The organism is Pseudoalteromonas denitrificans DSM 6059, assembly GCF_900112265.1.
Lineage (GTDB): Bacteria > Pseudomonadota > Gammaproteobacteria > Enterobacterales > Alteromonadaceae > Pseudoalteromonas > Pseudoalteromonas denitrificans.
The window spans coordinates 163,054-176,917 of the sequence record NZ_FOLO01000007.1 but is presented as its reverse complement, the minus strand read 5'-3'; the positions used below and the strand labels follow the sequence as shown (position 1 = coordinate 176,917).

General features: G+C 34.4%; 10 protein-coding genes. 2 read left to right on the top strand and 8 right to left on the bottom strand.

The genetic code is table 11. The features are described from left to right. The first annotated feature begins 161 nt into the window (after window positions 1-161). A complete protein-coding gene (locus BM088_RS07235; protein ID WP_091982305.1) occupies window positions 162-743 on the top strand; it encodes a TetR/AcrR family transcriptional regulator in 582 nt (193 codons plus the stop codon). 652 nt (window positions 744-1,395) lie between these two features. Here the strand turns inward: BM088_RS07235 and BM088_RS07230 are convergent. From BM088_RS07230 to BM088_RS07205, 5 genes are all read right to left on the bottom strand, one after another. Further along, complete coding sequence (locus BM088_RS07230; RefSeq protein ID WP_091982303.1) at window positions 1,396-1,881, bottom strand: TlpA disulfide reductase family protein; 486 nt, start codon at window positions 1,879-1,881, stop codon at window positions 1,396-1,398. Window positions 1,882-1,900: 19 nt separating this feature from the next. Then, window positions 1,901-3,898 carry a cytochrome c peroxidase gene (locus BM088_RS07225; protein WP_218156469.1) on the bottom strand — a complete coding sequence of 666 codons (1,998 nt, stop codon included), beginning with the start codon at window positions 3,896-3,898 and terminating at the stop codon, window positions 1,901-1,903. 50 nt (window positions 3,899-3,948) lie between these two features. Continuing rightward, window positions 3,949-5,316: a methanethiol oxidase gene (gene mtoX, locus BM088_RS07220; protein ID WP_091982299.1), complete on the bottom strand. Its 1,368-nt coding sequence runs from the start codon at window positions 5,314-5,316 to the stop codon at window positions 3,949-3,951. Window positions 5,317-6,124: 808 nt separating this feature from the next. Further along, the gene (locus BM088_RS07215) at window positions 6,125-7,753 is read right to left on the bottom strand and encodes a B12-binding domain-containing radical SAM protein (protein WP_091982298.1); all 1,629 of its coding nucleotides are present in this window, start codon (window positions 7,751-7,753) and stop codon (window positions 6,125-6,127) included. A 705-nt stretch (window positions 7,754-8,458) separates the two neighbouring features. Further along, complete coding sequence (locus BM088_RS07205; protein WP_177207973.1) at window positions 8,459-9,229, bottom strand: type 1 glutamine amidotransferase domain-containing protein; 771 nt, start codon at window positions 9,227-9,229, stop codon at window positions 8,459-8,461. A 298-nt stretch (window positions 9,230-9,527) separates the two neighbouring features. Between BM088_RS07205 and BM088_RS07200 the strand changes: the two genes are divergently transcribed. Then, the gene (locus BM088_RS07200; protein WP_091982293.1) at window positions 9,528-11,633 is read left to right on the top strand and encodes a winged helix-turn-helix domain-containing protein; all 2,106 of its coding nucleotides are present in this window, start codon (window positions 9,528-9,530) and stop codon (window positions 11,631-11,633) included. Window positions 11,634-11,698: 65 nt separating this feature from the next. On the opposite strand, the gene BM088_RS28085 is transcribed toward BM088_RS07200, so the two are convergent. Genes BM088_RS28085 through BM088_RS07185 form a run of 3 tightly spaced genes read right to left on the bottom strand, consistent with a single transcriptional unit; the run spans window position 11,699 to window position 13,805 of the window. After that, window positions 11,699-11,977 (bottom strand): DUF3325 domain-containing protein, encoded by a 279-nt coding sequence (locus BM088_RS28085; protein ID WP_091982291.1) that lies wholly within the window; start codon window positions 11,975-11,977, stop codon window positions 11,699-11,701. Then, complete coding sequence (locus BM088_RS07190) at window positions 11,971-13,527, bottom strand: PepSY-associated TM helix domain-containing protein (RefSeq protein ID WP_091982290.1); 1,557 nt, start codon at window positions 13,525-13,527, stop codon at window positions 11,971-11,973. The genes BM088_RS28085 and BM088_RS07190 overlap by 7 nt, the downstream gene beginning before the upstream one ends. Continuing rightward, window positions 13,524-13,805 carry a hypothetical protein gene (locus tag BM088_RS07185; protein WP_091982288.1) on the bottom strand — a complete coding sequence of 94 codons (282 nt, stop codon included), beginning with the start codon at window positions 13,803-13,805 and terminating at the stop codon, window positions 13,524-13,526. Before BM088_RS07185 ends, BM088_RS07190 begins: the two co-directional genes overlap by 4 nt. Window positions 13,806-13,864 lie beyond the last annotated feature (59 nt).

Below are 13,864 nucleotides of genomic sequence, written 5' to 3'. Positions count from 1 at the left end.
TGATGACAAAAATCATCGACATCGCAAAAAATTTCAATTAGTTTATTCATCTGCCCACCGTTATGCTTTCAAATCGTTCTTGGTCGAAAGATCTGATCGCTAGGTGGGCAATAAGTTCACTTCTTATCCAGAATTCAGGTTACATAAATTAAATAAAAATTATGACGACTAAAAAAAGAGGCCGACCTCAAAAAGACTCAAATACATTGAGCAAAAAATTGATTATAGAAACAGCTAAGAAGCTGATGATAGATGGCGGAAAAATACCCAGTATTCGTTCACTGTCTTCACAGCTTAATATTGATGCTATGGCTATTTATTATTATTTTAAAAATAAAAATGTATTGTTAGAAGCGCTAACAACATCTTTAATTTCAGAGATATATCAACCACAAAAAACCTTAGAGTGGGAGGTTGAATTACGCAAACTTTCTAAGAGCTATATAGCGCTTTTAAGCAAGTATGATGGGCTATTGCAAACTTTGTTGACTATGAAATCAATAAGCCCAGCTAACGTTTTTATAAGTAGGTTTAAAATTATCATAAAGGAGCTGAATATGAACGTATCAATAGAAAAAGCTGCTTTGAATTTACTTGCTGATTATTTACATGGTTTCTCTTTCTCAATGAGTTGCGACAGTACTGGTAAGTTAAATGTTGATGACATTGACGAATCTCTCGATATTATTTTTAATGGGATCAATGCTTTAATAGGTAGAAGTTGTAATATTTTATCTGAGTGACTTGAGTTTGAGCAATTGCACTCAAGGCGCTAAGTTGCGATGAGGTATTTAAACTTCGACCTGTTAGATAGTATTGTTAGTTTAATTTTAAATATTTAGTTTAGTCGTAACTTTATGCCAACTAATAGTGTAAATGGGTAAGGTTATGTCATTTCTTAGTTCATACCTATGTCATCTTATGGTGAAGGCTTGGCTTTAAGTAATTGATTTTTTTTTACTTTATGTCAGCTTGTAAGTTACCCTGATTTTCACTCTAAGTTGTCATAGATTAAGTTTATATACAGTCATTGCATAAAGTAAGGTATGTTATGTACCGATGAAATCTAAAACACTCTCGTGTAAAAAATATTTTTAATTTTGCCAGTCAAAAAATGAAAAGCACTTTCACAGTAGAATTATATTTAAGAATACGATACTTGCTTTCATTTTGAATATTTACCAGACGCAATCAGTTTTAAAGTCCTGAAATGAAATTTTCCGTAAGGAGTAATCTTCATTAGGTTTTTTGAGTCTGTAGCGGTTGCTAATAAATTTTCGTAGGATGAACACTTCGTTCGCAATATAGTTCTTTCAGTCTGAATTATTTCATAATATAGGTGAAGATATAGCAGCTTTACTTGCAACTTAATCACTTGAGATTATATTAATTGTATTAATTTCTCATCAGTTTTTTCATGGTTTCTATATCCCATGTTTTAGAGCCTATAGCCTGATAAACCAGTTTTCCTTGCGGGTCAATCAGGTAGCTCCAAGGTAATGCCGGTACTTTCCATTTTTTGAGCTCAGTATTTTTATCTATCAAGACTTTAAAAGAAGTGGTTGTACTTTTTAAAAAGTCGGCACCAGCACTTTCAAAGGGCCCGACATGAACTGCCAGTATCTCTAGACCTTGGGGTTTTAACGCCTGATACAAATTTTCCATTGCCGGAAATTCTTTAATACATGGACCACACCAATAAGCCCAGAAATTAACTAACACATACTTGCCTTTATAATTGGCCAAGCTAATTACTTCCCCTTTAGTATCAGGTAACCTTAATACAGCCGCTTGTTTCACAGGTTTTATAGCTGACATTAATTCACTTGTACTCGCTATAAATGAGCTCAGTAGCAAGCATAATGTCATGAATAATCGCATTAGTTGATCCTATTTTTGATTATAATGAGTGTGTATCACCAATAGGCGTTGCCAATGCATCTGATATTAAGGTTTCAATATTGCTGCCCGTGAGAGTTGTTAAAAAAGCGACTAAGTCTTCGGACTCTGATGAAGTTAAATTTAATGGCTGGATCAAAGGTGACTGGGTTATATTTTTAACCCCTCCTTGGTCATAAAATTTCACCACATCTGTTAGCGTGCTTAATGAACCATCATGCATGTAAGGCGCTGTTAAGGAGACATTTCGTAAACTCGGAGTACGGTATTTCCAACGATCTGCCGGATTTTGGGTAATTTCATAATATCCTAGATCAGAAATCGGACCATGGCCTACTGATTTAATAAGTGACTGCTTAATTGAAATATATCGACCAGGCGCAACCTGAACCTTCTGAGTTTTAGCCGTTTTCCCCATAGAAGCTCGCCAGCCTATACCTGTATTATGTAATTTTTGATCAGTAAACAAGGCATGATCTTTTGCTACTGTATGGCAGCTAATGCACTGTGCTTTGCCTTTAAATAGGTTAAAACCACGCTTGGCACTTGCTGAAATGGCATGCTCTTCCTTGGCAAAGTACCATCGGTCAAATGATGAATTTCCAGAGAGCAGAGTGCGTTCATAACTCGCAATCGCCTGACCTATGGTCAACATACTGGCAGGTTTGCCATTGAATGCTTTTTCAAATACCCCTTGGTAATCATCTAAAGCCAATAATTTTTTTGTCACCATGCCAATCGAGGGCATTGCCATTTCATTATCGGCCATCAATGGCAGCCAAATTTGATTCTCTAATGAGGTTTCTCGTGCATCGTGATGCAATTTATCGAAGTAGGCGCTGTTATATAATGACGGTGCATTGCGGCGTAATGAACGCCCTTCAAAACCGACAGGTGTTTTAACTTCGTTGTTCGTAAACCCTTGGTCGGGTATATGACACATAGCGCAGGAGAGTGTATTGTTAAGCGATAGACGTCGATCAAAAAATAGCTTTTTACCTAGCTTAATTTTATCTGCTGTCATGGTATTATCTGCAGGCACTGTAGCTTTGGGTAAACCTAAAGGAGGGCTATTGAACAGTTTTAACAGGTTAGTTTCATCTCCTGTTTGAGAGCTAACACTGGCTGATCTGGTTTTGTAGTTTTTAGAGTGATAATTACCTTTATGATCACTAGGACCTAAGCGGGTATTTCTCTGTTTATTTTGCAACGTATGTTGAATGTTCGTTTTATTTTGTGTTTTTGCCATTAATAATGTTTTTACATCGTTAATGATAATGTCAGGGTGTAAAAATGAAACGCTATATATATTGCGAATTTTATTTTGTGGATCTATCAGGTAGACTCGTAAAATATGCGAAAAATTACCACCTTGGTTACCATCGCTATCTGGTTGTCGCAACACAGCCTGGTTATAATTCTGTAAAATTGGCGTTAAGCTTTCCTGAGATTCGGCGGTTAAATAAAGCCATTCAATATTTTTATGATGTTTCATCCGTTGCCCGCCATGGGTACTAGATTCGTTATGTTTATTATGTGCGCTATGTCCTTGCAAAGCATCACTCATAGCTTTAATTATTTGTGGGGTATCATTGTCAGGATCAAAACTCATGCTGATAAACCTGAGATTATTATTAATCTCAGGATCTTTGCGAGCCATATGTCGTATCCGGTTAAATACTACATAGGTAAGCGGACAACCATTAACATCATTACAGCGGCCGTACATAAAACTTAATAACGTATACTTACCTTTAAATAATTGATGAAATTCGACAAATTCACCCTCTGTATTCAATACTTCTGCGTTATGAGCATTCGCCAAAACAGGTAACTGATAGCTACCAGCTTCGGGTGCTTTAAAGTCTAGCTCGCCATATCCAGGCGCGAACATTTTCACCTCAGGCTTAACCTTACCAGCTGCTCCAGTAGACAAACTGCTGGCAAACAGTGCTAAAAATAAGAACTTAGCGGTGGAATATGGCATACTAAATTTCAAGGTATATTTCCTTAATTCTGTTGTTGTATGGATGTTTTAATTACTGATAGTTAAGGTTTAACCGTTAAGCTGGCTGTCTTTATTGGCTTTTCAACAGGTCGTTTTCCATATAAAGAATATGCACCAAATCGCATCTGATGTGCTCGACCTAATTTTTCAGCATAAAAATCTATATTAAATTGTTCCGTCATTTCCTTGCCATCCCAGTGAAATAATTTGAAAAACTGCTCATTGTCAGCTTCTTTCTTATCCCAGTTGGCGAGTAAAGAGGAGGTATGATATAAACGTTTTCCATCCCAGCTAGAAGACACCATATTTACTTGTGTACCAATTATTTTCTCGTAGACCTGCTTAGGGTGATGGGGATCTGTGATATCAAATCCTCGGGTTGTGCCATCCATAAAAGTATTGATCCACAACATGGAATCATCACTGCTAATAGAAAAAGCAACGGGTATTGGCACGTCTTCAGGCTTACCTATATCAGCAACGATTGTCGCTTTCCAGTCACCTTTATCGGTTTCTTCGAGTAGGACAATTTGCGAGGTTAATGCTGTTGTCGTAAAACAATAATTATTTTCAGCACCCCATGCACACCTTATTTCCAGAGGTGCCCCAGGAACATCTAATATCTGTTTTGGTTTGCGAGTATGCAGATCCCAGATGGCCATAGTATTACCAAAACGTTTCATTGCTTCGGGATCGGCTAACACCTCACCAAAATCTTTCATATAGTTTGACCAACCAGTGAAAGATGAGGTTAACATGACATTACGACGTGGTAAGGCTCTGATATCATAACCATATCCGTCGGCATAATTCCCCGATTTAATAGCACCCTGTAAATTATCATCGGTTGGCATCCAGTAAGTGGCTATATATTCACCATGATTGGTATATTCCACTAATGCTGTTCTGCCGCCATGATCTTTATGGTTAGACAGCGCGGTGATCAGCATTCTGCCAGGTAATGCATAAGTTGTATGAGGACCGACAACTCCGCCACTTTTAGTAACAAAATCATCAATTGTTTTAACTAATGTTGCTTTAGCAGGATCGGTATGAACATCAAAAATAAAAATTTTATTTGAATCTAACCCTGCAGCCCATAAATACTTTCGATCGTCTGTAAAACCAGAATGATGTGCTTCATTTCTGCCACCAACTGATTCTGAGTTAATCACTTTGCCATACGTAGCAGAATTCGGATTAACATCAACGGTTACCATCTTGTCTTGTCCGTCACCTATGCCTTCAACCCCCAGAGTCCATATATAAACAAAATCTTCCTGACCAATAATTTTAGCCATGTAAGGTGACATACAAGTTTCATCGGCCGATACTGGATTGAGTAATAAAGCGCTCACCAGCAATGACATTAGTAATTTACATTGTTTTGTAAAATTTTCATTTTTCATTTTTATCTCTATATAAATAGAATTTAGGTAAAACAGGGATATGTTTAACCTGAATTAATCAATAACCAGCTCTCTTATTTAATTGCTCATTATGGTGTTTATCAAATTTGTAGCCGAAAGAGCTTAGGATATTGTGCTACTTTAAGCGCATGACCATCACACAATAATCAACAAAATATTGGCAGATTAGTTTTTTTGATTTCCCGTATCACTTACGTTTTCCTGATGTCTTTAGTAAAAACAATCACTCACCTTTAGCAAAAAAGTACCGTATAGCTACTTTAGTGACTAAAACGGGAACACGATAGCAGGTACAAATAAATATTACACTAATTAATATCAACTCGATGATGGGGGATTTTGCATAAATGTAATATTTTTCGGTTTGTTATTTGTAAAAGCGTTCTCAGAAAGGATGAGTTTTTATTTATCAATTAATTTTGGAAATGATAACCAGGCTAAAATTGCAGTGGCGTAGACAATTAGTCTATTACAATGATAAATATAAAACTTATAACAATAATATTCATCAAAGGAGCCGATTTACCTGTACTTGGTGAACAAAAATTGAACCGTACTGTGGTAATCTCCTTGAAAACTTAACGAAAAACCAAAAAAGAGGCTCGAATATGCGCTTTAGGGCTGTTGCTAAATTTTTTGAAACAAGATTGCAGTATTGCAAGTTTCAATTTTTTAGAACTAAAAATTAAATAAAAGCAGGAGATGTAACTTTATGCCAACTTATAGCGCAAGTCACATCATGTGTCGCCCTTAAAGTTAGATACTTAAGGGTAACACAAATTACGCTTTAGCTCATATGGCGCGTTTGTCTTTGCACAAAATTAATCTGGCTTTTTGACTCTTTCTTTTGACCCGCATAAAGATTTAGAGTATCAAAACGGCTTTTTAATTTAGAGGCTGTGTAGTCTAATTCAATTTTTGAAATAACAAGTTGATGCTTCTCTGGAAATAAAGCTTCTACTGCTTGTGACAATAGTTCATAGAGTCTTTTAAGGTTGATTTGATGTGTTTGTCCTGTTTCCTCAAAGAGCCAATTTGTCAGAGCCATAAAGTTATCAAATGGATTATCTTCTAATATCTCGGGCAGTACATATTTAAAACGTCCAGAGTTACCTATCATGTCCCAATATCTTGCAAAGCGATTAATAAGTTGCATCGTTGCAAAATTAACACGATCAGTACTTAATATATTAAATGGCGGCAATGGGTTAAAACGTAAGTCAAATGCTTCTGTGTGCCTAATAATAGGGCTGCCTTTAAGGCGTTTTAAAATACCTAATTGAATCTCATGGGGGTTACAGTCGTAAAGTTGGTTAAAGCTATCTCCAAATGACTCAAATGTTTCACCTGGTAAACCAAAAATTAAGTCTGCATGAATATGGGCATGGGTATGCTCTTTTAGCCAAATTAAATTTTCTTTTGATTTAGGGTTATTTTGTTTACGGCTAATATTTGTTTGTACTTGCTGATCAAAAGTTTGGATCCCTATTTCAAATTGCAAGCTGCCCTCAGGAAATTGAGTTAATACTTCTTTTAACTTTCGAGGTAAATGATCAGGTACAACTTCAAAGTGCAGGTAAAGCTCATCATTCTTCTTATCTAAGAAAAACTGCATAATTTGCATCGTGGTTTTAATATTTAAATTAAAGGTTCTATCAATAAATTTAAAGTTTCTGGCACCACGTTGATAAAGAATTTCCATTTGCTCAAGAAATAGCGTTAACTCAAATGGATTTGATGCAGTGTCTAATGATGACAAACAAAATTCACATTTAAATGGGCAACCACGAGACGCTTCAACATAAAGTAAACGATTCTTTAAATCTTCATCACTATAATATTCATAAGGTAATACAAGATCTTTTAATTCTACGGGTTTAGATATGAGGATTTTTTGCTCAGGTTCGGCTTGATTTAAAATGTCTTTACATAAGTTGTAAAAACTCACTTCTGCTGCACCTGTTAATACATAATCGGCAGACTCAACAATGGCTTGTTGCTCTGATTCATAGCTTACTTCAGGTCCGCCTAAAACAATTTTAATTTCAGGGGCGATTACTTTAAGTAAACTCACTACATTTGTCGTTTCTATTATGTTCCAAATATAAACACCAAAACCAACAATTGTTGGTTTTGATTCTAATATTTTTTCAACAATATCAATTGGACGAGTTTGAATAACAAACTCTTTTATTTCACAGTTATTTTGTAATTCTTTTAAATTAGCGTAAAGATAGCGTAAACCTAGACTAGCATGAATATACTTTGCATTGATCGTAGCAAGCACTATTTTAGATGAAGCTTTATCTATTTCATGATTAAGAGGTGCACTTTGCTTTAATGAAGTTGATGTATTACTTTCAGTTACATTTATATGCGGGATTGTTTGCTCACGATCGAATTGTTGCATTGCCATTTTGGTTCTTAAATATCTTGATAGTCTAAGTGTAATAATACAGCAATCGCTTATGATATTCAGTATCTGATTTTGCACACCCTACATATGTATTTTCTTAAATTTATCAGATGGAGAGGGCAAGCCAAATAATTTGATAAATATACTTTTGTTAGACAAAGTCATATGGGGTCAAATAATGATATAGAAGCAAGGCTTACAGGTTTCGCAGTTAAAATGTATTTTGACCGCGCTAATTTTAGATTAAGAAGAAATGTAAATAATGCACTAAATATAATTTATGCGCTCTTCATTAAATTAATTTTTTCTTATAGTGTGCAAATTATTAATATTAAGATTACAGCACAAATGAATGTCTTTATTTTTCTCTGTATGTATTAGTTGTGAGTCTATTGCTGACTTGCTATGTGCTCTAATAAAGATTCCTCTGATGTCTTTGAACTTTTGTTAATATACACTCTAAATATAAGTTCAATGACTATCTTGCTGGTGGAGTTTTTAGGGGGCATATTGACGAGAAAGGAAACTCACTTGGCTTATATTAAAGCGAGTAAAAATGATTAATATAAATTAATTTTACCTTGGTCGTTAAACATTTTAGTCATTTTGTTGCTGGGTGATGATAAAAAGCAATGTTGTTAATAATGATAGGGAAAATAGCTTTAACAGCTCTCCCCATCATTTAAGAATATGTACGTGCTTAAGTTATTGCGTTTTCAATTGATTTATCAGTTTTTCTGTCATTAAAATAGCAGAGGCAGGGTTTTGTGCAGTGATCAGGCGTTCATCTTCTACAACATGAACAAGATTATTAGGACCACTACTATAAAGTGCACCTGCTTGTATTAATTTGTCTTCAAGTAAAAATGGATAGTTTTTTCTACCCCATCTACCTTCTTCAGTATTCGCTTTGCCTGTTACTTTTTTACCTGCGATAAGTAATTGACCATTTGAAAGCTTAACGTTTACTAAAGCTACAGGTCCATGGCAATCAGCTGCAACAATGCCGCCATTTTGGTATATTTTCCGTGTTATTTCTTGAGCCTGTGTATTATTAGATAAGTCAAACATAGGTCCAGAGCCACCGGAAAAATAGACTGCAGAATAATTGTGCGTATTAACTTTTTTTAAAGGAATTGTGTTTTTTAGTTGTTTTGCTAATGTAGATTGATTTAACCACTTAACTTGTTTGTTGTTTAATCTTCCCATTCCTGAGCGTTTTCCTTGCCCACCTTTAGGGCTTGCAATATCGATAACAAAACCTGCATCTTGTAAAAGCTGATAAGGTTCAACAACTTCAGACATAAAGTAACCATGTTTATCGCTTGAGACAATAAACAATACTTTTTTGTGTTGAGTAGTTAATGAAGTATTTTTTGACCAACTCGTATTCATAAATAAAATACTAATGAAAACCAGTATAAGTTGTATCGTTTTTTTTGATATGGATGTTTTTAGTAAATTATAAAGTGGCATTTTCACTCTCATTTTAAAGGCTTAACCCTGTTTTGTTAGGCCGCTATTTAGGTGCAATAAAAATTACCTAAGTTAAAATAAAAAGTCGTGAATTTTGAATGAAAATACAGGGAAAAACAGTGACTAAGTTATGACTAATGTGTGACTAAAGCGAAATTAAAGAATAAGTACTTTAATATCAATTGATTAATTAGTTTGTGGTAATGGCTGATTTTCGAGTAATTAATCCGCTAGGCTTAATTATCCTCTATAACTAAGGTAAGATAAGCCTGAGTTATGTTAATTTAAAAGAGGCTGTGTGCGTTACTTATATTCGAAAAACATCAGTATAGATACACAAAATCAATTATTATTTCGTGATGAACAAGCCATTGCTTTAGAACCTAAAGTATATGCATTGTTGCTTTTTTTTTGTCGTAATAGTGAACGCTTGATCAGTAAAGATGAGTTGATGGCTCAAGTATGGGCTGGTACTTTAGTTAACGACAATACGATTAGCCGTACTTTAGTGAAAGTCAGAAAAGCACTTGGCGATGACTCAAAATCACCTCACTTTATTGTTACGATACCTCGCAAAGGTTATCAAATGCAGGCTAGGTTTCTCTCTTCAGCGCAATTAAGTCAAAATGAAGAGAAGGATCTAATTGAGACGCAAAACACGGGTGGCTCAAGTTTGCGACTATTAAAGATACCATCAAGGAAGCTGGTTGTTTTTAGTGGTTTTATTTTATTCATACTTTTTATCATTTCTTTATTTAAACTCAATGACCTCCCTAAATTTTCAACCTTAAAAGCGAAAGAAATATCACCGCTAACCAGATCTACCGGTGTTGAATGGTTTCCTGCAATGTCTTTTGATATGGGTGAGCTGGCATATGTTCAGGTTGATGTATTAAGCGGTTTTAAATATATCAAAATTGAAAACCAACATGATAAAAACTCGAAAGTAATAAAGCATGCAGATGCTAATATTAGCAAGCCTGTTTGGTCACCCAAAGGGGAGACTCTGGCTTTTCTTTATCAAACCGCTAGTGAATGTAAAATAGTAAGTGCACCATTTTATAATATTCAAAATAGCACCACCTGGACAACGCTTGCTAAATGTAACCAGGAGAGTTCTCCAATTTATCAGTTTTCTAGCGATGGTAAGTTTCTTTATTATAATAATAAACAATCGGTAACAGCGGGTTATCAGATATTCAGAGTTGATTTAAACAATTATACTCAAGAGCTTATACAGCAGCCTAATAATATAGGGCTTGGTAATTATCAATTTAATGTATCACCAGATGGTAAAAAACTAGTCATACTCAATAGCGAGTATGCACCAAAAACTAGAATCTATACTCTTGAATTAACAAAATCTCATTTAACAGCAACTGGCGAGCTAAATTATTTAATGCGCTCTGTTGTTTGGCACCATGATAATGAAAGTTTAATCCATCCATCACCACATCCTGCTTATCAACTATGGCAAAGTAATATCGCAGGAAAAAAATTAGCCATAGTTGCCAGTAGCCCTACACGTGTGACGCATTTAAAAAGAATGCCTAATGGGAAAGATTTTTTATTTAGTGCATATTTAATCAACAGAGATATATATCGTAAATCGCTTGAACTAACTCAGAAAAGTCACACAGACATTACTTTATTAAAAGGTAACTCTAGTGTTATGGATTATTTACCCGCGCTAGCAAAGGATAATAAAAGCTATGCTTTTGTTTCAAAGCGCTCTAATAAAGCTGAAGTTTACCTTGGTAATTTTAATAAACAAAATACTGTGAAAATCAGTCAATTTAATAATGCAATTAAGCTATATCAATTAAGTTTCTCACCAAATGATCAGCAGTTACTTATTGTGGCTAATAATGAAATTTATATTTATGATTTTAAATTAGAAAAAATGACAGAGCTTTCGATTAAAAATAAAGGCATACGAGGCGTGACATGGGGAAATGAGCAGAGCTTACTTTTATCCGTTATTAATAATTCTACTTGGCAGGTTATGCGTTATGATCTTAGCCAAGATTTATTGACGCGTTTAGATGAAAACCTTAAAGCTGGTTTGTTTGCTAACAGCAATCAAAGCTATTACTTTTTTGAAAAAGAAAAATCTCAAATTATGGTGCAATCACATCTTGATGGCCTATTTGAAAAAACAGAGCTATTTTGCAGTCCCACTTTTATTAATCGTAAACTCAACCTAATAGCGACAGAGCAAGGTTTAATATGTCAATCTAAACCCGGTGATAAATATTTAACTTATTACGATTTTACAACCAAAACAGTCATCAAAAAAAAGCACTTAGATAATTTTTCAGACTTTGATATTAATAGTGATAATGTTATTTATGCACAAAGTACACAAAACGTAGGTGATATAATGAGAACTATAACCCCATAAATTAATGTTAACCTAACAACATTAGACTAATGAACAAACTCTGCTAATGTGGTTATTTTTAAGTTTTACACTTTTTTGAATTTATATGCATAAAAAGAGTTAAAAATAGTAACGCTTAAAATATTTAATGATAAAAAGGATAACCAATAAACACTTGCCATAGGTATATTTTCAAAAATTAACGCCACGCCATAGGATAATAGTAATAATATCCATCCTAGCCCTTTAAATTTTTTTTCAATATATGTTGTAAAGGGAATATTGAATACCAGCTTAAAGTGTTTCTTTTGAGCCTGAGATAAAAACCATAAAGCGCTAAACTGAATTATAAAACTGATCAACATAAAATCTGCTCTTCATGGTTAGTATTATTAATTTTTATATGCGTTTTTAAGTCAGTTTTTCTAAGCCAATAATAAAACATTAAGCAAATACCACCTGAAATGATTAAAGCTAAATTAAATCCAATATATGCCATGTTTTTATATTCAATTGCCTGTATTAACCAGTGGGGGTTAATGACCAAGTCTAATATTGGTAACATTAAAAAAGCGATACCGTTTAGGAATAACAACTCAAGCCATGCTTTTAAAGCTGGACGTAAGAAGCTGTAGATAAAAGACGCAAACCAAACGAATAAAAATACATTAACTTCGAGTACCGCGCGTGACTCTAAATTTATGGGAATTAACCTGTTGGCGTAGAAATAGCTGACGACAGCTAATATTAACCCACAAATTCCAGCGATATTGAGGCGTTCTACTAAGGTATGGCCAAAATGTCGTTGTTTTAGTTTGTCTAAACGTTTTTTTAACCAAATTATGAGCCCACTACCTATCAATATACAACTAGCGACACCCATAAAAAAGAGTAACCAACGTAAAACGGGTTGGGCAAAATGGGCTTCGTGTAAACCATAAAATATTCTACGGATCATACGTGCGGTTCGTTCTGGTGCTATAGCCTCAAGTAACTCACCACTTTTGGCGTTAAATGCGAGAATTTCACTTTTATTTGAAAGTGACATTTTTGCTTGTCGATAAATGACTATACGACCATTTAAATCAAATGGTCGTTCATAAATAAGGTGTGTAATGGCTGAATGTTCAGGCCATGCTTTTTCTACTTTAGCTAAAATAGGCTCTAAATCTATAAGCGGTTCAACAGTTTTATTCGCACTAATCAACTTAGGTAAAGAAGTTGTTACTTTTGAATTAAGTTCACGATAACCATTATCAAAATGATGTTCGGCACTCCAAGGCATATACAAACTGATATAAATTAATAAGGCGCTAAAACTAATCACAAAACAAAATGGCAATGTGATCACACCTACAATTGCATGAAGATCAGTCACTGTTTTCATTAATTTTTTAACGCGAATTGTGAAAAAATCTTGGAAAAAACGTCTGTGTGTAAAAATACCGGTGAAAATACCTATTAGCATTACCATAGCTGCGATACCCGCAAAATAACGACCACCGTATTGGCGAAGCTCTAATGTGTAATGAAAGGTTCTAAAAAAATTACCGCCATGTGTATCTCTTACATGTATTTCATTGAAAGTTTGGCTATTTAAAGTGACAACGTTACGCTTTGTTTTATTATTTTCTTTAATCCACCAAGATAATGTAAATTGATTACTGCGTTGAGTTGGTAAGTTAATTTGCCAACGTTCTGATTTATCTGATTTTTGCTTTAACATTTGTAATGATTTGTTGATTAACTTATTTGAAGTTGTTTGACTACCTAGCTCAGGCTTCATCCATTGGCTTATTTCAGGTGTAAAATAACTTAATGTGCCAGTAACAAAAATAGCGAATAATAACCAACCTATGAGCAAACCACTATATGTATGTAACCAAATCATATTTCTTCTAAAATCAGGCTTCATAATGTACTTGCTCCAAGGTGTACTAAATATAAAACGCCACAAGCAAGCGTCATATCTCTGCATACTAATAAAATACTTGATCTACAAAAACTAAAAATAATCGCTGCAAAATAAAATATATAACTCAACATAGTTGCCAGGTATACAGCATCAGATTTTACAAGGCTAAAAAAAAGCATCAATATGGGCACCAACGCAAAGCTACTGGCAACTGCAAAAGCATACCCACCAAAAATAGCGGCTAGGGCGCGAGAAGTAATATTTAAACGGTAGTGCATTATTAATTAATAAACTCCAAAAAGAGTAAGAAATAACAAAACCAATCAGGCTAATATCT